Source organism: Variovorax sp. V116 (assembly GCF_041154435.1).
GTDB lineage: Bacteria > Pseudomonadota > Gammaproteobacteria > Burkholderiales > Burkholderiaceae_C > Variovorax > Variovorax paradoxus.
Genome location: NZ_AP028661.1, coordinates 2,711,766 through 2,734,278, shown reverse-complemented (window position 1 = coordinate 2,734,278; position 22,513 = coordinate 2,711,766). Strand labels below are relative to the sequence as shown.

Below are 22,513 nucleotides of genomic sequence, written 5' to 3'. Positions count from 1 at the left end.
TTGCCGGCCGCCGATCAGGCCTGCAGCTGGGCCCAGGCCTTGTCCAGCCGCTTGATGCTGACCGGCTGCGGCGTGCGCAGCTCCTGCGCGAAGAAGCTCACGCGCAGCTCCTCGAGCAGCCAGCGGAACTCCAGCATGCGCTCGTCCACCACGCCCTTGCGCTCGGCCACCAGCCGCCAGTAGCGCTGCTCCTGCGGCCGCAGCTCGGCCAGCTTAGCGGCATCGCGCGCGGGGTCGCTGCGCAGCTTGTCGAGCCGCAGCACGATGGCCTTGAGATAGCGCGCGAAATGCTGCAGCTGCGTCCACGGCGCGTCCGCGATGAAGCGCTTGCCGACCAGGCGCTGCAGCTGCTGCGCGGCGTCCTGCACGGCCTCGGGCTGGATCTTCGTGTCCTTGATCTTGCGCGCGGCGGCCGCGTATTCGGCCAGGATGGCCGAGGCCAGCCGCGCCACCTCGTTGGCGATCAGCGTGAGCCGGCCGCGGCCCTCTTCGAGGCGGCGCTTGAAGGCGAACTCGTCGGTCGGCAGCGGCTCCTGCAGGAAGGCCCGGTCGATCGCCACGTCGATGATCTGCGTGCGCAGCTCCTCCGAGGTACCCAGCGGCATGTAGGCCACAGCCATCTTCTGCAGGTCGGGGATGTTCTTCTCGAGGTACTTGAGCGCATCCTTCAGCTGCAGCGCGAACAGGCGGCGCAGCCCGGCGCGGTGCTTGGCGGCCGCCACGGCGGGCTCGTCGAACACCTCGATGGTGACGGCATCGCCCTCGTCGCGCAGCGCCGGAAACCCGATCAGCGACTGCGATCCGCGCCGCACTTCCATCAGCTCGGGCAGTTCGCCGAAGCTCCAGTTGGTGTAGCGCTGGCCGGCAGGCAGGCTGGGCGCGGCGGGGACTGGTGCAGCGGCATTGCCCTTGGCCTGCCCGCGCCCCTCGGCAGCGTCGGCCGGCTTGCGGTCCGCCGACGCCTTGACGTTGAGGCCGGCCAGCGCCTGGAAAGCGCCGCGCGCCTGCGCGCCCAGTTCCGCCTTGAGCGCGCCCAGGTTGCGCCCCATGCCAAGCTGGCGACCGTGCTCGTCCACGATGCGCAGGTTCATGAACAGGTGCGGCGGCAGCATGTCGAGCTTGAAGTCGGCGCGCTTGACGTCGATGCTGGTCGCGTCGCGCACGCGCTTGAGCAGCACGTCGGTCAGCGAGCCATGGCCGAACACTTCGGGCGCCGAGAGTTCTTCCGCCAGCCTGGCCGCCGACTCGGGCAGCGGCACCAGCCGCGAGCGCGGCCGCTGCGGCAGGCTCTTGAGCAGCGCCTGGATCTTGTCCTTGAGCATGCCGGTCACCAGCCATTCGCAGCGCTCTTCGCTCACCTGGTTGAGCACGAAGAGCGGCACGCTGACCGTGAGGCCGTCCTTGGCGTCGCCAGGCGCGTGCAGGTAGCTTGCAGCGCAGTCGACGCCGCCCAGCCGCAGCGTGGGCGGAAAGGACTGCGTGGTGATGCCCGCGGCCTGATGGCGCATCAGCTCCTCGCGCGTGAGGAAGAGCAGGCGCGGCTGCTCCCTGGAGGCATGGCGGTACCAGTTCTCGAAGCTGATGCCGCCGGCCACGTCGGCGGGCAGCTGCGCATCGTAGAAGGCGAAGATCAGCTCGTCGTCGACCAGCACATCCTGCCGGCGCGCCTTGTGCTCCAGCCCTTCGACCTCGCGCACCAGCTTGCGGTTGGCCGCGAGGAACGGAAACTTGCTCTCCCACTGCCCGCCGACCAGCGCTTCGCGGATGAAGATCTCGCGCGCCGCCACCGGGTCCACCTTCGTGAAGTCGACGCGGCGCCCGCTGTACACCACGAGGCCGTAGAGCGTTGCGCGCTCCAGCGCCGAAACCTGCGCGCCCTTCTTCTCCCAATGCGGATCGAGCAGCTGCTTCTTCAGCAGGTGGCCGGCCACCTGTTCGAGCCACTGCGGCTCGATGTTGGCGATGCCGCGGCCGAAGAGCCGCGTGGTCTCGACCAGCTCGGCCGCGACGATCCAGCGGCCGGGCTTCTTCTTCAGGTGCGCGCCCGGATGCTTGTAGAACTTGATGCCGCGCGCCCCCAGGTAGGCCTCGTCGTCTTCCAGCTTCCAGCCGACGTTGCCGAGCAGGCCCGCGAGCATCGACAGGTGCAGCGGCTCGTAGCCGGCCGGCTCGGCGTTGATGCGCCACTTGTGCTCGGTGACCACCGTGAGCAGCTGCGAGTGGATGTCGCGCCATTCGCGCACGCGGCGGATGTTGATGAAGTTCTGGCGCAGCAGCTGCTCGTACTGCCTGTTGCTGAGCTTGTGGGTGTCTCCATGGCCGCCGCGCGCATCGGCGATCCATTTCCACAGCCGCAGGTAGCCGCTGAACTCGCTCTTCTCGTCGTCGAACTTGGAATGCGCCTGGTCGGCCTGCTGCTGCGCGTCCATCGGCCGGTCACGCACGTCCTGCACGCTGAGCGCCGACGCGATGACCAGCACCTCTTCGAGCGCGCCGCGCGTGCGGGCTTCAAGAATCATCCGGCCCACGCGCGGATCGAGCGGCAGCCTGGCGAGCTCGGTGCCCGTGGCCGTGAGTTCGTTGGCGTCGTCGACCGCGCCGAGCTCGTTGAGCAGCTGGTAGCCGTCGGCAATCGCGCGCGGCGAAGGCGCCTCGAGAAACGGAAAGCGCGCCACGTCGCCCAGCCGCAGCGACTTCATGCGCAGGATCACGCCCGCGAGAGACGAGCGCAGGATTTCCGGGTCGGTGAAGCGCGGCCGGCCTTCGAAATCCTTCTCGTCGTAGAGCCGGATGCAGATGCCATTGGCCACGCGGCCGCAGCGGCCCGCGCGCTGGTTGGCCGCTGCCTGGCTGATCGGCTCGACCAGCAGCTGCTCGACCTTGCTGCGGAAGCTGTAGCGCTTCACGCGCGCGGTGCCGGTGTCGATCACGTAGCGGATGCCCGGCACGGTGAGCGAGGTTTCCGCCACGTTGGTGGCCAGCACGATGCGCCGGCCCGAATGGCTGTCGAAGATGCGGTCCTGCTCGGGGCCCGACAGCCGCGCGAACAGCGGCAGCACCTCGGCGTTGCGCAGCAGCGGCTGGTGGCTCAGGTGGCGGCGCAGGTGGTCGGCGGCCTCGCGGATCTCGCGCTCGCCGGGCAGGAAGACCAGGATGTCGCCGGCGTTGTGCGGATCGCGCCAGAGCTCGTCGACGCCGTCGGCAATGGCGTCGTTCAGGTCGTGCTCGCGCGACTCCTCGAAGGGCCGGTAGCGCTGCTCGACCGGGAAGGTGCGCCCGGACACCATGATCGTCGGCGCCGGGCCTTTCGCCGAGGCGAAATGCTGCGCGAAGCGTTCGGCGTCGATGGTGGCCGAGGTCACGATCACCTTCAGGTCGGGCCGGCGCGGAAGGATCTCGCGCAGGTAGCCGAGCAGGAAGTCGATGTTCAGCGAGCGCTCGTGCGCCTCGTCGATGATCAGCGTGTCGTAGGCCTTGAGCAGCGGATCGGTCTGCGTCTCGGCCAGCAGGATGCCGTCGGTCATGAGCTTGACCGACGCGTCGCGGCTCAGCCGGTCCTGGAAGCGCACCTTGAAACCGACCACGTCGCCCAGCGGCGTCTTCAGCTCTTCGGCGATGCGCTTGGCCACCGAGCTGGCGGCAATGCGCCGCGGCTGCGTGTGGCCGATGAGCCGGCCCTGGCCCGGCGGCGCATTGAGCTTGCCGCGGCCGAGCGCCAGCGCGATCTTCGGCAACTGGGTGGTCTTGCCCGAGCCTGTTTCGCCGCAGACGATCACCACCTGGTGCGCCGCGATGGCGGCCATGATTTCATCGCGCCGGCCGGAGACCGGAAGCGATTCGGGAAAGTCGATGCGCAAGGGGGCGGAAGGTGTCGTGGTCGTCAAGGGGAAGGCTGTTCGGGAAGGCGCGGCAGGCAAACCGCACATTATCGGCGCGCGCCGCGGCTGTTGCACGCCTTGCGGCGCCGCCCGGCCGCTGCGGGCGATAGGCCGCCCCGCGCGAACCGCCCTCCAAGAATGCACAATCACGCTCCATGTCCACCGTTTTCAACTTCACCTTCGTGCCCTGGTTCCGCTCGGTCGCGCCCTACATCCACACGCACCGCGGCAAGACCTTCGTGGTCGCGCTGGCAGGCGAGGCGATCGCGGCGGGCAAGCTGCAGAACATTGCGCAGGACCTTGCGCTGATCCAGAGCATGGGCGTCAAGATCGTGCTGGTGCACGGCTTCCGCCCGCAGGTCAACGAGCAGCTCGCGGCCAAGGGGCACGAGGCGCGCTACTCGCACGGCATCCGCATCACCGACGAGGTGGCGCTGGATTCGGCGCAGGAAGCCGCCGGCCAGCTGCGCTACGAGATCGAGGCCGCCTTCAGCCAGGGCCTGCCGAACACGCCAATGGCCGGATCGACGGTGCGCGTGATCTCGGGCAACTTCATCACCGCGCGCCCCGTCGGGGTGGTCGACGGCGTGGACTTCAAGCATTCGGGCCTGGTGCGCAAGGTCGACGCCGTGGGCATCCGCCGCACGCTCGACTTCGGCGCCATGGTGCTGATGTCGCCCTTCGGCTTCTCGCCCACGGGCGAGGCCTTCAACCTGACGATGGAAGAAGTCGCCACCAGCGTGGCCATCTCCATCCAGGCCGACAAGCTGATCTTCCTGACCGAGATCCCTGGCATCCGCATCGACAGTGAATTGCCCGAGAGCGAAGACAACCCCATCGACACCGAGCTGCCGCTCGCCGCGGCCGAGAAGCTGCTGGCCTCGCTGCCGCCGCCGCAAAAGCCCACCGACACCGCCTTCTACCTGCAGCACTGCGTGAAGGCCTGCAAGGGCGGCGTGGAGCGCAACCACATCCTGCCCTTTGCGCTGGACGGCGCGCTGCTGCTCGAGGTGTACGTGCACGACGGCGTCGGCACCATGGTGATCGACGAGAAGCTCGAGAGCCTGCGCGAAGCCACGGTCGACGACATCGGCGGCATCCTGCAGCTGATCGAGCCCTTCGAGCGCGACGGCACGCTGGTCAAGCGCGACCGCACCGAGATCGAGCGCGACGTGGGCCACTACACGGTCATCGAACACGACGGCGTGATCTTCGGCTGCGCGGCGCTCTACCCCTACCCCGAGGCCAAGACCGCCGAGATGGCCGCGCTCACCGTCTCGCCCCAGTCGCAGTCGCAGGGCGACGGCGAACGCATCCTCAAGCGCATCGAGCACCGCGCCAAGGCCATGGGCCTGGAAAGCATCTTCGTGCTCACCACGCGCACCATGCACTGGTTCCTCAAGCGCGGCTTTCAGCAGGTCAACCCCGACTGGCTGCCCGAAGCCCGCAAGCGCAAGTACAACTGGGACCGCAAGAGCCAGGTGCTGGTCAAGAAAATCTGAAGCTGGAAGAAGGACGCCCCGCCGCCATGACGCTCGCCACCGCCCTGCTGTTCACCCTGGTCGCCTTCACCGCCATCGCCACGCCCGGCCCCACGGTGCTGCTGGCGCTGAGCAACGGCTCCCGCCACGGCGTGCGCCGGGCGCTGCCGGGCATGCTCGGCGCGGTGCTGTCGGACTTCGTGCTGGTGGGCGCCGTCGCGCTTGGCCTGGGTGCGCTGCTCGCGGCGTCGGAGTTCTGGTTCTCGATGCTCAAGTGGGTGGGCGCCGCCTACCTGGCCTGGCTCGGGCTGCGCATGCTGCGCTCCAAGGGCGGCTTCAAGCTGCCGGATGCGGACGCGGCCGCCACGGTGACGGCGGGCGAAAGCCGGCGCATCTTCTTCAAGTCCTTCCTGGTGGCGGTGACCAACCCCAAGGGCTACATCTTCTGCTCGGCGCTCCTGCCGCAGTTCATCGATCCGGCGGCTGCGCAGGCGCCGCAGTACCTGATCATTGCCTTGATCTTCGCGGGCCTCGACACGCTGGTGATGCTGGCCTACGCCTTCGTCGGCGCCCGCGCGATCCGGGTGCTGACGGCATCGGCAACGCGCTGGATCGACCGCGCCTGCGGCGGCATGCTGCTGGCACTGGCGGGCTCGCTCGCCTTCTACCGGCGCAGCGCGGCCTGACGCCTGCCAGCCGTCATGGCTGCCAGTAGCCGCTTCGGCAGGAACGGTAACACCTGTCACCGATAATCCCGGGCATGAATCCCCTGCTTTCCCGGTTGCAACCCTATCCCTTCGAGCGGCTGAAGCAACTGTTCGCGGGCGTCACGCCCAACCCCGAGTTCCCGGCCATCAGCCTGGGCATCGGCGAACCCAAGCACGCCACGCCAGGCTTCATCAAGGACGCTTTGAGCGCCAGCCTCGGCGCGCTGGCCGCCTACCCCGCGACCGCGGGCGACCTGACCCTGCGCACCGCCTTCACCGACTGGCTGAAAACCCGCTACAGCCTCACCCTCGACCCGGCCACGCAGGTGCTGCCTGTCAACGGTTCGCGGGAAGCCCTGTTCTCGCTGGCGCAGACCGTGGTCGACCCCACCGCCTCGCCGCAGCCGGTGGTGATGTCGCCCAATCCGTTCTATCAGATCTACGAGGGCGCGGCCCTGCTTTCGGGCGCCGAGCCGTACTACGTGGCCAGCGTGCCCGCGCGCAATTTCGCCGTGGCCTGGGACAGCGTGCCCGAGGCCGTCTGGGCCCGCACGCAGTTGGTGTTCGTCTGCTCGCCGGGCAACCCGACGGGTGCGGTGATGTCGCTGGACGAATGGAAAAGGCTCTTCGACCTGTCGGACCGCCACGGCTTCGTGATTGCCGCCGACGAGTGCTACAGCGAGATCTATTTCCGCGACGAGCCCCCGCTCAGCGGACTCGAGGCCTCGGTGAAGCTCGGGCGGCCCGATTTCCGGAACCTGATTGCGCTGACCTCGCTGTCCAAGCGCAGCAACGTGCCCGGCCTGCGCAGCGGCTTCGTGGCGGGCGACGCGGCCATCATCAAGAAGTTCCTGCTCTACCGCACCTACCACGGCAGCGCCATGAGCGGCGCCGTGGCCGCAGCCAGCATCGCGGCCTGGGGCGACGAGTCCCATGTGGTGGACAACCGCGCCCAGTACCGCGCCAAGTTCGCGGCCGTCACGCCGCTGCTCGAACCCGTGCTCGACGTGCGCCTGCCCGACGCCAGTTTCTATCTCTGGGCCGGCATTCCCCAAGTGTGGGCTGGCGACGACGAAGCCTTCGCCCGCGCGCTCTACGCTCAATACAATGTGACGGTTCTGCCGGGGAGCTATCTGGCGCGAGAGACCGCCCACGGCGCCAACCCAGGCCGCGGCCGCATCCGCATGGCACTGGTCGCCGAAACAGCCGAATGCGTGGAGGCCGCCCAGCGCATCGTCCGCTTCTGCAAGGACGCCCGCCGCTGACCCGCTTTTCCGCCCGCACCCATTTTTCACACGAGACTTTCTCCATGACCCAGCAACTGCAACAAATCATCGACGCCGCGTGGGAAGACCGCGCCAACATCTCGTCCAGCGCCGCCACTGCCGAGGTGCGCGATGCCGTCGAGCACGTGATTTCCGAGCTCAACAACGGCAAGCTGCGCGTTGCCACGCGCGAAAGCGTGGGCCAGTGGACCGTGCACCAGTGGATCAAGAAGGCCGTGCTGCTGTCGTTCCGCCTGAAGGACAACGAGCAGATGCAGGCCGGCTCGCTGGGCTTCTACGACAAGGTGCCCACCAAGTTCTCGCACCTGTCGGCAAACGAGCTGAAGGAATCGGGCGTTCGCATCGTGCCGCCGGCCGTGGCCCGCCGCGGCAGCTACATCGCCAAGGGCGCGATCCTGATGCCTTCCTACGTGAACATCGGCGCCTACGTGGGCGAAGGCACCATGGTCGACACCTGGGCCACCGTGGGTTCCTGCGCGCAGATCGGTGCCAACGTGCACCTGTCGGGCGGCGTCGGCATCGGCGGCGTGCTGGAGCCGCTGCAAGCCGGCCCGACCATCATCGAGGACAACTGCTTCATCGGCGCGCGCTCCGAAGTGGTCGAGGGCGTGGTGATCGAGGAAAACTCGGTGCTCGGCATGGGGGTGTACATCGGCCAGAGCACCCCGATCTTCAACCGCGACACCGGAGAGACGTCCTTCGGCCGCGTGCCGTCCGGCAGCGTCGTGATCAGCGGCAACCTGCCCAAGAAGACCAAGTCGGGCCAGGAATACAGCACCTACGCAGCAATCATCGTCAAGACGGTCGATGCGCAAACGCGTTCCAAGACCAGCCTGAACGACCTGCTGCGCGACTGATCGAGAAAACAACAGCACCCGAGGAGAGAGACCGATGAACATGATGGAGCGGATTCTTCGTTTGATGGCCGAGCGCAAGGCCTCCGACATCTACCTCTCGGCGCACTCCCCGGTGCTGATCCGCCTCAACGGCACCTGCGTGCCGATCAACGCCCAGGTGCTGCCGGCCAACGCGCCGCTCGCGCTGCTGGCCGAGGTGGTGCCCGAAGCCCGCATCCAGGAGCTGGAGCGAACCGGCGAACTCAACATGGCCGTGATGCTCGAGGGCGCCGGCAACTACCGCATCAGCGCCATGCGCCAGCGCGGCAGCTATGCGGTGGTGGTGCGGCACATCGCCTCGACCATTCCGAGCTTTGCCGACCTGAACCTACCCGACATCCTCAAGACGCTCATCATGGAGAAGCGCGGGCTGATCCTGATGGTGGGCGCGACCGGCGCCGGCAAGACCACCACGCTGGCCTCGATGCTCGACTACCGCAACGAGCACGCCACGGGCCACATCCTCACGGTGGAAGAACCCATCGAGTTCACCTACACCAACAAGAAGTCGCTGGTGAACCAGCGCGACGTGGGCAGCGACACCGAGTCGCTGCAGGTTGCGCTCAAGAATGCGCTGCGCCAGGCGCCCGACGTGATCCAGATCGGCGAGATCCGCGACCGCGAAACCATGACGGCTGCCATTGCCTACGCGCAGTCGGGCCACCTGTGCGTGGCCACGCTGCATGCCAACAACAGCTACCGCGCGCTCAACCGCATCCTGAGCTTCTTCCCGGTCGAGGTGCGCCCCACGCTGCTGGGCGACCTGGGCTCGGCGCTGCGCGCCATCGTGTCGCAGCGGCTGCTGCGCACGCCCACCGGCGGCCGCGTGCCGGCGCTCGAGGTCATGCTCAACACGGCCCTGGTGGCCGAACTGATCGAAAAGGGCGACTTCTCCGCCGTCAAGGAGGCCATGGAGCAATCGATGGCCGAAGGCTCGCAGACCTTCGAGGAAGACATTGCCCGCCTCATCACCGAAGAGCGCGTGACGCGCGAGGAAGGCCTGGCCCAGGCCGACTCGCCCACCAACCTGATGTGGCGGCTGCAGAACCGCGCCGCGCCCAAGCAGAAGACCGAAGACCGCAACCTGACGGACCAGGTCGACGAACCCACCTTCACCGACATCACGCTCGACGTGAAGTTCTGAACCCAGCCTTTCCCCGATGTCCCGTACCCTCCAGCTCGCCGAACAACTCATCTCGCGCCCCTCGGTCACCCCCGACGATGCGGGCTGCCAACAGATCCTCGGCGAACGGCTGGCACGGCTGGGCTTCACGCTCGAAACCATCGAAAGCGGCCCGGCCGATTTTCGCGTGACCAACCTGTGGGCGGTGCGCCGTCCGGCCGGCACCGCGCCGACAAAGACGCTGGTGTTCGCAGGCCACACCGACGTGGTGCCCACGGGGCCGGTCGAGCAGTGGACCAGCCATCCGTTCACGCCCACCCACCGCGGCGGCAAGCTCTATGGCCGCGGCGCATGCGACATGAAGACATCGGTCGCGGCCTTCGTTGTCTCCATCGAGGAATTCCTTGCGGCCACGCCCGATCCCAGGCTCACGCTCGCGCTCCTGCTCACCAGCGACGAGGAAGGCCCGGGCGTCGATGGCACGGTCATCGTCTGCAACGCGCTGGCCGCGCGCGGCGAAACCATCGACTACTGCATCGTCGGCGAGCCCACGGCCGTCGAGCGCTGCGGCGACATGATCAAGAACGGCCGCCGCGGCACCATGAGCGGCAAGCTCACGGTCCACGGCGTGCAGGGCCACATCGCCTATCCGCACCTCGCAAAGAACCCGGTGCATGCCGTGGCGCCCGCGCTGGCGGAACTGGTGGCCATCAACGCCGCGGGCGGCTGGGACGCGGGCAATGCCTACTTCCAGCCCACCAGCTGGCAGATCAGCAACTTTCACGCGGGCACCGGTGCAAGCAACGTGATTCCGGGCAGCGCGGTCATCGACTTCAATTTCCGCTTCTCGACCGAATCGACGCCCGAGTCGCTGCAAAAGCGCGTGCATGCGGTGCTCGATGCGCACGGCGTGGACTGCACGCTCGCCTGGACCATCGGCGGCCTGCCCTTCCTCACGACGCCGGGCGAACTCGTCAGCGCGGTGCAGGCGGCCATTGCCGACGAAACCGGCATCGCCACCGAGCTCTCGACCAGCGGCGGCACCAGCGATGCGCGCTTCATCGCCAAGATCTGCAAGCAGGTGGTCGAGCTCGGCCCGGTCAACGCCAGCATCCACAAGATCGACGAGCACATCGACGTGGCCGAGATCGAGACGCTGAAGAACATCTACAAGCGCACGCTGGAGCGCCTCGAAGCGTCGCTCGCCCGATGAGCACTGTCATCGAGCTGATCGAGGCCGGCGCCAGGCGGCTGGAAGAAGCCGGAGTCGCCTTCGGCCACGGCACCGCCAACGCCTTCGACGAAGCCGCCTGGCTGGTGCTCTGGCGCCTGAAGCTGCCGCTGGACGACATCGACGCGGTGGCCGACAAGGCCGTCTCGCCGGCCGATGCCGGCAAGGTCGCGGCGCTGCTCGATGAACGCATCGCCACGCGCAAGCCCGCTGCCTATCTCACCAAGGAGGCCTGGCTGCAGGGCGTGCCCTTCTACGTGGACGAGCGCGCCATCGTGCCGCGCAGCTTCATCGCCGAACTGATCGCCGACGGCAGCATCGACTACTGGCTCGGCGAGCACACGCAGCGCGTGCTCGACCTGTGCACGGGCAACGGCAGCCTGGCAGTGCTCGCGGCCATGACCTATCCGGACATCAGGGTCGATGCCGCCGACCTGTCGGCCGAGGCGCTCGAGGTGGCGGCCATCAACGTCACCCGGCACCAGCTCGATGCACGCATCCGGCTGGTCGAGTCCGACGGCCTCGCCAGGCTGCCCGGTCCCTACGACCTGGTGCTGTGCAATCCGCCCTACGTGAACAGCGCGAGCATGGCCGCCCTGCCCGCCGAATACCGCGCCGAGCCCGAACTGGCGCTGGCCGGCGGCACCGACGGCATGGACTTCGTTCGCCAGCTGTTCGCCGACGCGCCTTCGCGCATGAGCGAAGAGGCCGTGCTGGTGCTGGAAATCGGCAACGAGCGCGACTACTTCGAAGCCGCCTTCCCGCAGCTCGAAGTGGTGTGGCTGGAAACCTCCGCAGGCGAGGACCAGGTCCTGCTCGTGACCCGAGCCGCGCTGCTGGCTGGCGCCGGCGCGCGTTAGCTGCGCCCGCCCACGTCCCTTTCCGCCGCTTTTCCGCAGCCACGGCTGCGCCCCTCCTTTTCCGGGTGGTGTCCTCCCCATTTGCCCCTTCGCGCCAGGCCGCCACGGGCCGGGCGGGATAATCGCCCCTACGGTTCCTATTTCATGATTACTCTCAAAAACGTCATTCTTCGCCGCAGCGCCAAGGTTCTGCTCGACGGCGCCACCGTCACCATCAACCCCGGTGAGAAGGTCGGCCTCGTCGGGCGCAACGGCGCCGGCAAGTCGACCCTGTTCGCGCTCTTCAACGGCTCGCTGCACGAAGACGGCGGCGACTTCTACGTGCCCAAGCAGTGGCGCATGGCGCAGGTGGCGCAGGACATGCCCGAAACCGAGGAGTCGGCGACCGACTTCGTGGTCGGCGGCGACTCGCGGCTGACCGAGCTGCGCGCCACGCTGGCGGCCATCGAGGCCGCCTACGAAGCCAACCCCGACGACGCCGACATCGGCATGGAGCTGGCCCACGCCTACACCGACCTGGCCGACGCCGGCGAGCACGACGCCGTGCCGCGCGCGCAGGCGCTGGTGCTCGGGCTGGGCTTCAAGTCGCACGAGCTCGACGAGCCCGTCAACAGCTTTTCGGGCGGCTGGCGCATGCGTCTGCAGTTGGCCCGCGCGCTGATGTGCCCGAGCGACCTGCTGCTGCTCGACGAACCCACCAACCACCTGGACTTGGACGCACTGGTGTGGCTCGAAGCCTGGCTGCAGAAGTACGCCGGCACCATGATCGTCATCAGCCACGACCGCGAGTTCCTCGACGCCGTGACCGACGTCACGCTGCACATCGCCAACGCCCAGCTCACGCGCTACGGCGGCAACTACAGCAAGTTCGAGGACATGCGCGCGCTGCAGATGGAGCAGCAGCAGGTCGCCTTCTCCAAGCAGCAGGACAAGATCGCCCACCTGCAGAAGTTCATCGACCGCTTCAAGGCCAAGGCCAGCAAGGCCAAGCAGGCGCAAAGCCGCGTCAAGGCGCTGGAGCGCATGGAAAGAGTCGCGCCGCTCTTGGCCGAGGCCGACTTCACCTTCGAGTTCAAGGAGCCGGGCAACATCCCGAATCCGATGCTCTCGATCAGCAATGCGAGCTTCGGCTATGAGATCGAGGGCGAAGAACCCAAGACCATCCTGCGCGGCGTGAGCCGCTCGGTGCTCGCGGGCCAGCGCATCGGCATCCTGGGCGCCAACGGCCAGGGCAAGTCGACGCTGGTGAAGACCATTGCACGCGAAATGGGCGCGCTGGCCGGCCAGGTCACCGAGGGCAAGGGCCTGAACATCGGCTACTTCGCGCAGCAGGAACTCGACGTGCTGCGCCCGCAGGACAACCCGCTCGAGCACATGGTGCGCATGGCGCGCGAGCTGGGCAGCGCCGTCAAGGAAAGCACCGGCGAGCAGGCGCTGCGCGGCTTCCTCGGCAGCTTCAACTTCAGCGGCGACATGGTGAAGCAGCCCGTGGGCACCATGAGCGGCGGCGAGAAGGCGCGCCTGGTGCTCGCGATGATGGTCTGGCAGCGCCCCAACCTGCTGCTGCTCGACGAGCCCACCAACCACCTGGACCTGGCCACACGCGAGGCGCTGGCCGTGGCGCTCAACGAGTTCGAAGGCACGCTGATGCTGGTGAGCCACGACCGCGCGCTGCTGCGCTCGGTGTGCGACGAGTTCTGGCTCGTGGGCCGCGGCGTGGTCGCCGATTTCGATGGCGACCTGGACGACTACCAGCGCTACCTGCTCGACGAAGCCAAGCGGCTGCGCGAGGAAGCCAAGGTCGCCGTGCGCGAAGCCGCCAACACGGCCGCCCAGGTGCCCAAGCAGGACATCCAGGACCGCCAGCAGCGCAGCGACCAGGCCAAGCCGATCAAGCGCGAGATCGCGCAGATCGACGAACGGCTGGCTGCGGCCGGCACCGAGCGCACCGCGCTCGAGGCGCGCCTGGCGCAGCCCCTGCCGTCAGCCGAGATTGCCGAGGCGGGCAAGCGGCTGAAAGCCCTCAACGACGAAATCGGACGCCTCGAAGAGCGCTGGCTGGCCCTGTCGGACCAGCTCGAGGCGCTCGCGGCCTGAACTCTCTGCCAAGGAGACGCCCTGCATGCCGTCCGCCATCGAACTGGCCCGTGGTGACGAAAAGCTGATCGCGGCCATCCACCGCAGCCGCCGCCTGATCGGCCGCAAGGCGCTGATGGCCGCGGCCGCCAGCGCCGTGCCCCTGCCGGGCATCGACTGGGCGGCCGACGCGGCCCTGCTCTCGCGCCTGGTGCCGCAGATCAGCGCCGAGTTCGGCCTGTCCGTCACCCAGGTCGAAAAGCTCGCGCCGCACCAGCGCGAACGCATCCAGAAGGCCGCCACGACCGTTGGTGCGCTGCTGGTCGGCCGGCTCGTCACGCGCGACCTGCTGATCAAGCTCGCGCGGCACGCGGGCGTGAAGCTCACGGCCAAGCAGGCCGCCAAGTACGTGCCGATTGCCGGGCAGATCGTCTCCGCTGCGCTCGGCTACGCTGCCTTGCGCGCTCTCGGCGAGCAGCACATCAAGGATTGCGTGCGCGTGAGCGCGACGCTTTCTTTACCGCCTCCCGGACCGCACGCGCCCGCCTGAAGGCGCTGTCGTCGAACAGCGCGGTCCCGATCCACCCCGCGGCAACGAGGCCCGCGATCCCCAGGCCGGCCAGGCCATCGTCCTGCGAACGAAACCCATGGAAAAGAGCCGCGGCGGACAGCAGCGCCAACAGCACGCACAGCGCGCGGTCCAGCCACAGGCCCGGCGGCAGGAGCCTGCGCACAGCTCAGCTCAACAGGTGAATACGGGCTGAGCGCGGCGCCGCATCGCATGCGCGATGGCTTCGCTCTTCGCTTCGATTGGCTTGTTTGTGCTTCGGCCTCACGGCTTTGGGCGCCAGCACCAACTTGCGTGGTTTCATGGCAAATACTCCCTTTCAACTATTCTAGAGTCCAAAGTGAATATTCGCCTGCGCTTAAATCGGCGCCCATGGAGACTATTGCAGCGCGCGCATTGGCAGCGCGCAAATACGCCGGAATGACTCAGAAGCAAGCCGAAGCGGCTTCAGGCGTCAAGCAATCCAACATCTCGAAAATAGAACGCGGCGACACCGGCCGCTCGATGGCCCTGCTCGCGCTGGCACGCACCTACCGCGTCGACCCCAACTGGCTCGACACCGGCGATGGCCCCGCGCCATGGGACCCACCCCAGCCAGGCACGGCGCGCGACAACGCCAGCGAACCTCCGGGTGCCTACCGGGTCACGCGCACGCCGCCGTCGGGCCCCTCCTTCAATCCCGGCACGCCCGGCACCGTGCCCCTGATCGCGTGGACGCAGGTCGCCTCATGGAAGGGCGCCGCGCAAGGAACGATCCAGGCCGAGCGCTGGCTTCCCTGCGTTGCGCATCACAGCCCCGGCAACACCTACGCGCTGCGCGTGCGCGGCGACAGCATGACCGCACCGAGCGGCCACCTGAAGAGCTATCCCGCGGAGTCGATCATCTTCGTCGACACGCAGCGCACGACGCCCGAAGACGGCGAGCGCATCATCGCCAGGCTCGACGCGAGCAACGAAGTCACCTTCAAGGTCTTCAAGCAGGAAGACGGCCGCCGCTGGCTGCTGCCGCTGAATCCGAAGCACGAGCCGATCCGAAGCGCCTTCACGGTGCTCGGCACCGTGGTGGGCAAGTGGGAAGACGAGGACTGACCGAGCCTTGCATGGCGCGCGCGTTCAAGGCACGCGCCGAGGTCAGGTTGCGTGCAGGTTGGGGGAACATAGTGAAGGCTCTCCTGTGGCCTGCAATCCTCTGATCCTCCCTCCTCCAGCAGGCCATCTTCCAGCCCGCCCTCGCGCGGGCTGTTTTTTTGGCTGACGCGATCTGCGATCCGCGGGCAATAAAAAAGCCGCTCGGTGGAGCGGCTTCTTGGAGGGGTCTGGTAGGACGTACTGGATTCGAACCAGTGACCAACGGATTAAAAGTCCGCTGCTCTACCAACTGAGCTAACGTCCCGGAACCAATTTCTTCTTTTTCGGTTTTTCTTAACCGGTGTTGAATCCGGCAAAGCCAAAGATTATAGCGTGGCGTTGCTCGCAATCTTGTCGAGAACCCAACCTGCTGCACATTGGCCGAATGTCGCGGTCACGCTCACCACCGAACCATAGCCATGGCAGTTGAGCGAACCGTCGCCTTCTTCGATGGCGCAGGAGGCATCGGGCGGTGCGACGCTCTCGCGGCTGAAGACGCAGGCCACGCCGATCTTGCGGCCCTCGCGCGGAGCGCCATGCTCCTTGCGAAGGCGCTGGCGAAGCTGGGCCAGCAGCGGGTCGTGCGTGACGAGCGCGAGATCGTCGATGTCGACCTTGTGCGCCTGCCGCTTGCCGCCGGCCGCGCCCACGGTCACGAAAGCGCTGCGCGACGCGCGCGCCCACGCGGCCATCGCGAGCTTGGCCTTGACCTGGTCGCAGGCGTCTATCACGGCCGTCGCGGGCCCGTTGGCCGCCTGCGCCGCATCGAGCAATGCCATCCAGTTGCCCGGCTCGACGAACTCATCGAGCGCGAGCACCTGGCAGCCGGGATTGATCTGCGCAATGCGGTCGCGCATGGCCTCGACCTTGGCCTGACCCACGGTCGCATCGAGCGCGTGGATCTGCCGGTTGATGTTCGACTCCGAGACGTGGTCGAGATCGATCAGCGTGAGCCGCCCGACGCCGCTGCGCGCCAGCGCCTCGACCGCCCACGAGCCCACGCCGCCGATGCCGGCGACGAGCACGTGGGCGTTGCGGATGCGCGCGGCACCGGCCACGCCGTACAGCCGCTCGAGGCCGCCGAAGCGGCGCGCGAAGTCGGGCGCCGCGGTGTCGGTCACGACACCTGCGGCAGCGATCGACGCATCGGGAAGGATGGCTGCGCTCAAGCGGAGGGCTTCGCCGTTGCTAGCGCAGGCGCGAGAGACGCTCGCGGCCAGCCTGGGCGGCTTCGGATTGCGGATAGGCCTTGGTCAGGTCTTCCAGCGTGCGGCGCGCGGCGCGCGTGTCCTTCAGCTCGATCTGGCAGTTGGCGATCGACAGCACGGCCTCGGGAGCCTTGGCGTGGTCGGGCGCAAGCGACAGCATGGAGCGGAAGTTCGCGATGGCCTCGTTGTAGTTGCGCGTGGCGTACTGCGCATTGCCGAGCCAGAACAGCGCCGAGGCGTTGTAGCCGCTTTGCGGGTAGCGCTTGACGAATTCGGCAAACGCGGTTTGCGCCTGCGCGAACTGGCCCGCACGGAAGATGCCGAGCGCGGCGTCGAAGTCGGCCTTTTCCTTGGGATCGGCGGTGAACTCGCGGCCGTCGACCGAAACCTTCGTCGGCTCGTTCTGCTTGAGCCGGTCGTCGATGGTGGCCTGGCGCGACTGCATCTCGCTGACCGTGCGCTGCAGCTGCTCGTTCTGGCCGGTCATGCGCGCGAGATCGCCCCGCATCTGCTCGATCTGGTTCTGCAGGTCGAGCAGGCTGCGGCGCAGCTGGCCGTTTTCGTCGGTCAGCCGCTGGTCGGTCTGCTGGCGCATGGCCTCCACCCGCTGGCGCAGGTCGAGGATGGCGCGGCGTGCCTCGTCATCCTCGAACAACGCGGCCTGCGAGCCGGCCGAAACGCAAAGCAAGGCGGCAGCCAGCGCCGCGCCTCGCAACAGGGCGTGTTGCATCACCGGGTGTAGCGGATTTCAGCGCGGCGGTTCTGTGCCCAGGCTTCTTCGCCCGAGCCCTGGACCGCGGGCTTTTCCTTGCCGAAGCTCACGGCTTCGATCTGGGCGTCGCTCACGCCCAAGAGCGTCAGCGCGCGGCGGACGGCCTCGGAGCGCTTCTGGCCGAGTGCAAGGTTGTACTCGCGGCCGCCACGGTCGTCGGTGTGGCCTTCGATGGAAACGCGGCGCTGCGGGTTGGCCTTGAGGAAACGGGCGTGGCCGTCGATCAGGGACTGGAACTCGGGCTTGACCGTATAGCTGTCGTAGTCGAAATAGACGATCCGTTCGATACCGACCGGCCCTTGAGCGGTACCGGCATTGGGATCGATGGTGACGGGCGCCACGGCGCTCGCGCTGCCCTGCTGGCCGCCGGCGGTGCCGGAGCGGTCGGTCACCGGGGTGTCGTTGAGCTTGGTGCCCGACGAGCAGCCGGCAATCAGAGCCACGATGGCCAGCGAATAAATCGTACGTTTCAACATTGGGTACTCCTCAAATAAACCTTGGTCATTGCTTTTGAAACGGACCCCAGTCCGGTTCTCTTATGTCTCCGCCCTGTCCCGCCAGACGTGCCTTTATTTTTCCATCCAGCGTGGTCGTCATGAGCGCTTCGCGGCCTTGCAGGTGCGTTGCGTAGACGATCAGCTTGCTGTTGGGGGCAAAACTCGGGCTCTCGTCTGCCGAGGTGTCGGTGATGGCCGAGACATTGCCGGTGGCCAACTCCATCACATGGAGTTTGAAGGCGCCGCCAACGCGGGAGATGTAGGCCAACCACCGGCCATCGCCGCTGACAGAAGGAGAAATGTTGTAGGTGCCGCTGAAGGTGACGCGCGTCGGCGCGCCGCCGCTGGCGCTCATCTTGTAGATCTGCGGCGCACCGCCTCGGTCGCTCACGAAGTAGATCGTGCTGCCGTCGGCCGAGTAGACGGGCTCGGTGTCGATGCTGGCGCTCTGGGTCAGGCGGCGCGGCTCGCCGCCGCTCGCCGGGATCGTGTAGAGCTGGGAGCCGCCGTCGCGGCTGAGCGTGACGGCCAGCGAGCCGCCATCGGGCGCCCATGCCGGCGCGCTGTTGGAACCGCGGAAGTTGGCCAAGAGGCGGCGCTGCCCGCTCGCCACGTTGTGCACGTACACCACCGGCTTGCGCGACTCGAAGGACACGTACGCCAGCTGTTGCCCGTTGGACGACCAGACCGGCGAGATGATGGGTTCGGGGCTGGCGAGCGCGGCCTGCGCGTTCTCGCCGTCGGCATCCGCCACCCACAGCGAATAGCGGCTGCCGCCCTTGGTCACGTAGGCGATGCGGGTCGAGAAGATGCCCTTGTCGCCGGTCAGCTTTTCATAGACGTAGTCGGCAATGCGGTGCGAGGCGAGCCGAAGATCGCCTTGCGGCACGGTGTAGCTCTGGCCGCCGAGGTCCTGTCCGCGCACCACGTCCCACAGGCGGAAGCGCACGTCGAAGCGGCCGTCGGCCAGGCGCGTGACGCTGCCCACCACGAGCGAATCGGCCGTGCGCTGGCGCCACAGCGCGAGGTCGGGGCGCGAGGCTTCGTCCAGCGCCTGGCCCGAGGCATCGACGCCGCGGAACTGGCCGCTGCGCTCCAGGTCGGCCTGCACGATCTCGGAGATCTTCTGCGGCGAGGCGTCCTGCCCCTTGAAGGGAACCAGCGCAATGGGCAGCTGCGTGAGTCCGACGCCCGACACCTCGACCCGGAACTGGGCGAGCGCGGGCAGCATGGGAGTTGCAGCAAGAGCCGCAATCAAGGCGCGGCGTGCAAAAAACGATGAAGAAGGAGTTGGAATGGAAACTGGCAACGGCTTGTTCATGCGGTTCGGAGATGTTTCGGGTCAAAAAGTTCTACCCGGTGCGACGGGCCACATGTTACACACTGGTTCGATCGTGCCGTCACAAAACGTGTATCGGGCGATGTGGTCCTACAGCGCGGCCCTCCAAGGGCCCTGCGGTGGGCCCCGTAGAATCCGCCGCCATGCAAGCATCCCCCGGCAGTGAGACCGCACGCCCTCCCCTGACACGCCGGCTGGCGCGACTCATGACCTGGTTCGGCGGCTCGCGCCACTGGTGGGCCGTCGGGCTCATCGGCGCCCTGCTGGCGGCCGTCACCGAGCCCTTGATGGCGGCCCTGCTGAAGCCGCTGCTCGACCGCGGCTTCAACCGCGGCCAGCTCGCGCTGTGGATCGTGCCGGCGGCCGTGCTGCTGCTGTTCGCGGTGCGTGGCATCGCGCAGTTCATTTCCCAATATGCGCTCTCGCGCATCGCCAACGAAGGCATGCAGCGGCTGCGCCGCGTGCTGTTCCAGCGCCTGCTGGCGGCCGAGCTGGCGCTGTTCTCGCGCCAGTCGGCCAGCGCGCTTTCCAACACCGTGGTGTACGAGGTGCAGACCGGCTCCATGCTGCTGGTGCAGGCCCTGCTCGGGCTCTCGCGCGACGGCTTCACGCTGGTGGCGCTGCTCGCCTACCTGGTCTATCTGAACTGGAAGCTCACGCTCATCGTCGCCTTCCTGGTGCCGAGCATCTCGTGGATCATGAAGGTGTTCTCCAAGCGCCTGTACCGCCTGACCCAGCAGGGCCAGCAGGCCACCGACGAACTCGCCTATGTGGTGGAAGAGAACGTGCTCGCGCACCGCATGGTGCGGCTGCACGGGGCCGAGGCGGCGCAGGGCGAGCGCTTCGAACAGCTGAGCCAGCGCCTGAACCGCCTGGCCGTGAAATCGACCATTGCGCAGGCCGCCACCACGCCGCTCACGCAGATGATGGCCGCGCTTGCACTGTCGGTGGTGGTGATGATCGCGCTCTGGCAGAGCGGCGAACAGGGCCTGACCGTGGGCGGCTTCGTTGCCTACATCACGGCCATGCTGATGCTGATCGCGCCGATCCGCCGGCTGGCGGACATGGCCGCGCCCATCACGCGCGGCCTTGCAGCGCTCGAACGCGGCCTGGTGCTGATCGACGAAGTGGCGCCAGAGCCGCAGGGCAGCTTCGCCATCGACCATGCGCAAGGCCGCATCGAACTGCGCGAGGCCAGGGTCAGCTACCGCGGCGAGGACGAGGCCCGCGCGCTCGACGGCGTGAACCTGATGATCGAGCCGGGTCAGGTGGTGGCCTTCGTCGGGCCTTCGGGATCCGGCAAGACCACGCTGGTCAACCTGCTGCCGCGCTTCGTGCTGCCGAGCGGCGGCCAGGTGCTGCTCGACGGGCACGACACCAGCGAATGGGAGCTCAAGAGCCTGCGCGCGCAGTTCGCGATGGTGAGCCAGGACGTGGTGATGCTCAACGACACGCTGGCCGCCAACGTGGCGCTGGGCGCCGCCGTCGATCGCGCTCGCGTGCAGCAGTGCATAGAAGCCGCCAACCTCGCCTCCCACGTCGAAAGCCTGCCGCAGGGCATCGACACGGTGCTCGGCCACAACGCCACGCAGCTTTCCGGCGGCCAGCGCCAGCGCCTGGCCATTGCACGCGCGCTCTACAAGAACGCGCCCATCCTGCTGCTCGACGAGGCCACCTCGGCCCTCGACACCGAATCGGAACGGCTGGTGCAGGACGCCCTGCAGCGCCTGATGCAGAACCGCACCACGCTGATCGTCGCCCACCGGCTCTCGACCATCCAGCATGCCGACCGCATCATCGTGATGGAGCAGGGCCGCATCGCCGAGCAAGGCAGCCACGCGCAGCTGATGGCGCTGGACGGCCTCTATGCCCGGCTGCAGACGCTGGCGGTGCGCAGCGCGACGCCGGGCCAGGACCCGACGCTCTGACGAGCCTTCAGAGCAGCACGATGTCGTACTGGCCCTGCCCGATCGCGGGCTCGGACTGCAGCGAGATCGGCTTGCCGATGAAGTCGCTCAGCCCCGCGAGATGCTGGCTTTCCTCGTCGAGGAACAGCTCGATCACCTGCGGCGACGACACGATGCGGAACTCGCGCGGCGTGAACTGCCGCGCTTCGCGCAGGATCTCGCGCATGGCGTCGTAGGCCACGCTGCGCGCCGTCTTCACGATGCCCTGCCCGCCGCAGGCCGCGCAGGGCTCGCACAGCATGTGGGCCAGCGATTCGCGCGTGCGCTTGCGCGTCATCTCGACCAGGCCGAGCTGCGAGAAACCGCCCGCCGTGGTCTTGACGCGGTCGCGCGCGAGCTGCTTGCGGAACTCGGCCAGCACCTGCTCGCGATGGTCGTCGCGCCCCATGTCGATGAAGTCGACGATGATGATGCCGCCCAGGTTGCGTAGCCGCAGCTGGCGCGCGATGGCCTGCGCCGCCTCGAGGTTGGTCTTGAAGATGGTGTCGTCGAAATTGCGCGCGCCCACGAAGCCGCCGGTGTTCACGTCCACCGTGGTGAGCGCCTCGGTCTGGTCGACCACGAGGTAGCCGCCCGACTTGAGTTCGACGCGCCGGCCCAGCGCCTTGGCGATTTCCTCGTCGACCGAATACAGGTCGAAGATCGGCCGCTCGCCCTTGTAGTGCTGCAGCTTGCCGGCCGCCTGCGGCATGTATTCGAGCCCGAACTTGAGCAGCGCCTCGAACTGCTCGCGCGAATCGATGCGGATGGTCTGCGTGTCCTCGCTGGTCATGTCGCGCAGCACGCGCTGCAGCAGGCTCAGGTCCTGGTGCAGCAGCGACATCGGCGGCATTTTGCTTGACGCCTCGCGGATGCGCGACCAGGTCTTGCGCAGGTAGGCGATGTCTTCTGCCAGCTCGGCGTCGGACGAATCTTCGCCGTTGGTGCGCAGGATGAAGCCACCGGTGTTGGCAGGCACCACGCCGCCGCTGTCGGCCGCGGCTGCGGCCTCGATCAGCGCGAGCATGCGCGTGCGCAAGGATTCGCGCTGGTCCGAAGGGATCTTCTGCGAAACGCCGATGTGGTTGTCCTGCGGCAAGAACACCAGCAGCCGGCCGGCAATGCTGATCTGCGTGGAGAGCCGCGCGCCCTTGGTGCCGATCGGGTCCTTGATCACCTGCACCAGCAGCGACTGGCCTTCGAACACCTGCTTCTCGATGGGCACCATCGGCCCGCCGTTGCGGTGGTCGCGCTCGGGGGCCGGTGCACTGGGCCGCGAGCCCGGCGTGAACGGCGCCACGATGTCGGCCACGTGCAGGAAGGCCGTGCGCTCGAGGCCGACGTCGATGAAGGCCGACTGCATGCCCGGCAGCACGCGCGACACCTTGCCAAGGTAGATGTTGCCGACCAGCCCGCGCTCCAGCGTGCGTTCGACGTGCAGCTCTTGCACCGCGCCGTGCTCGACCAGCGCCACACGGGTCTCCTGCGGGGACCAGTTGATCAGGATGTCTTGCATG

17 protein-coding genes and 1 tRNA gene are annotated in these 22,513 nt (G+C 67.7%); 11 read left to right on the top strand and 7 right to left on the bottom strand.

The genetic code is table 11. The annotated features are described in order from the left end of the window. Positions 1-14 precede the first annotated feature (14 nt). Complete coding sequence (gene hrpA, locus ACAM58_RS12995) at positions 15-3,803, bottom strand: ATP-dependent RNA helicase HrpA (protein ID WP_369664488.1); 3,789 nt, start codon at positions 3,801-3,803, stop codon at positions 15-17. Between the two features lie 230 nt (positions 3,804-4,033). On the opposite strand from hrpA, the gene argA reads away from it, so the two are divergent. From argA to ACAM58_RS12945, 10 genes are all read left to right on the top strand, one after another. Then, positions 4,034-5,380 (top strand): amino-acid N-acetyltransferase, encoded by a 1,347-nt coding sequence (argA, locus tag ACAM58_RS12990; RefSeq protein WP_012747826.1) that lies wholly within the window; start codon positions 4,034-4,036, stop codon positions 5,378-5,380. 26 nt (positions 5,381-5,406) lie between these two features. Continuing rightward, positions 5,407-6,045 (top strand): LysE family translocator, encoded by a 639-nt coding sequence (locus ACAM58_RS12985; protein WP_012747825.1) that lies wholly within the window; start codon positions 5,407-5,409, stop codon positions 6,043-6,045. A gap of 74 nt (positions 6,046-6,119) precedes the next feature. Beyond that, positions 6,120-7,331 carry a succinyldiaminopimelate transaminase gene (gene dapC / locus ACAM58_RS12980; RefSeq protein ID WP_369662924.1) on the top strand — a complete coding sequence of 404 codons (1,212 nt, stop codon included), beginning with the start codon at positions 6,120-6,122 and terminating at the stop codon, positions 7,329-7,331. A gap of 44 nt (positions 7,332-7,375) precedes the next feature. Then, positions 7,376-8,209 carry a 2,3,4,5-tetrahydropyridine-2,6-dicarboxylate N-succinyltransferase gene (gene dapD, locus ACAM58_RS12975; protein ID WP_319426098.1) on the top strand — a complete coding sequence of 278 codons (834 nt, stop codon included), beginning with the start codon at positions 7,376-7,378 and terminating at the stop codon, positions 8,207-8,209. A gap of 34 nt (positions 8,210-8,243) precedes the next feature. Then, positions 8,244-9,392: a PilT/PilU family type 4a pilus ATPase gene (locus tag ACAM58_RS12970; RefSeq protein WP_307595458.1), complete on the top strand. Its 1,149-nt coding sequence runs from the start codon at positions 8,244-8,246 to the stop codon at positions 9,390-9,392. A gap of 16 nt (positions 9,393-9,408) precedes the next feature. Then, a complete protein-coding gene (gene dapE / locus ACAM58_RS12965; protein WP_369662923.1) occupies positions 9,409-10,584 on the top strand; it encodes a succinyl-diaminopimelate desuccinylase in 1,176 nt (391 codons plus the stop codon). After that, positions 10,581-11,462, top strand: a complete 882-nt coding sequence (gene prmB, locus ACAM58_RS12960; RefSeq protein WP_369662922.1) for a 50S ribosomal protein L3 N(5)-glutamine methyltransferase — start codon at positions 10,581-10,583, stop codon at positions 11,460-11,462. The genes dapE and prmB overlap by 4 nt, the downstream gene beginning before the upstream one ends. Positions 11,463-11,606: 144 nt before the next feature. After that, on the top strand, positions 11,607-13,559 hold the full coding sequence (locus ACAM58_RS12955; protein WP_369662921.1) for an ABC-F family ATP-binding cassette domain-containing protein: 1,953 nt from the start codon (positions 11,607-11,609) through the stop codon (positions 13,557-13,559). Between the two features lie 25 nt (positions 13,560-13,584). Continuing rightward, positions 13,585-14,088, top strand: coding sequence for a hypothetical protein (locus ACAM58_RS12950; RefSeq protein ID WP_012747818.1), 504 nt, complete (start codon positions 13,585-13,587; stop codon positions 14,086-14,088). 390 nt (positions 14,089-14,478) lie between these two features. Beyond that, entirely contained in the window at positions 14,479-15,195 is a 717-nt protein-coding gene (locus ACAM58_RS12945; protein WP_026284060.1) for a S24 family peptidase, read from the top strand. Positions 15,196-15,423: 228 nt separating this feature from the next. Here ACAM58_RS12945 and ACAM58_RS12940 read toward each other — a convergent pair. The 5 genes from ACAM58_RS12940 to tolB all read right to left on the bottom strand — a co-directional run bounded on the left by ACAM58_RS12940 (position 15,424) and on the right by tolB (position 18,942). Beyond that, positions 15,424-15,499 (bottom strand) — tRNA-Lys (locus tag ACAM58_RS12940). A gap of 61 nt (positions 15,500-15,560) precedes the next feature. Continuing rightward, complete coding sequence (locus ACAM58_RS12935) at positions 15,561-16,373, bottom strand: ThiF family adenylyltransferase (protein WP_049826163.1); 813 nt, start codon at positions 16,371-16,373, stop codon at positions 15,561-15,563. Positions 16,374-16,422: 49 nt separating this feature from the next. Beyond that, the gene (ybgF, locus tag ACAM58_RS12930; protein ID WP_012747801.1) at positions 16,423-17,172 is read right to left on the bottom strand and encodes a tol-pal system protein YbgF; all 750 of its coding nucleotides are present in this window, start codon (positions 17,170-17,172) and stop codon (positions 16,423-16,425) included. Next, positions 17,172-17,690: a peptidoglycan-associated lipoprotein Pal gene (pal, locus tag ACAM58_RS12925; protein ID WP_012747800.1), complete on the bottom strand. Its 519-nt coding sequence runs from the start codon at positions 17,688-17,690 to the stop codon at positions 17,172-17,174. Before pal ends, ybgF begins: the two co-directional genes overlap by 1 nt. Before the next feature lie 25 nt (positions 17,691-17,715). Next, complete coding sequence (gene tolB / locus ACAM58_RS12920; RefSeq protein WP_012747799.1) at positions 17,716-18,942, bottom strand: Tol-Pal system beta propeller repeat protein TolB; 1,227 nt, start codon at positions 18,940-18,942, stop codon at positions 17,716-17,718. A gap of 251 nt (positions 18,943-19,193) precedes the next feature. Between tolB and msbA the strand changes: the two genes are divergently transcribed. After that, positions 19,194-20,978, top strand: coding sequence for a lipid A export permease/ATP-binding protein MsbA (gene msbA / locus ACAM58_RS12915; protein WP_026284061.1), 1,785 nt, complete (start codon positions 19,194-19,196; stop codon positions 20,976-20,978). Positions 20,979-20,985: 7 nt separating this feature from the next. On the opposite strand, the gene rng is transcribed toward msbA, so the two are convergent. After that, the gene (rng, locus tag ACAM58_RS12910) at positions 20,986-22,512 is read right to left on the bottom strand and encodes a ribonuclease G (RefSeq protein ID WP_012747797.1); all 1,527 of its coding nucleotides are present in this window, start codon (positions 22,510-22,512) and stop codon (positions 20,986-20,988) included. Position 22,513: the final 1 nt, after the last annotated feature.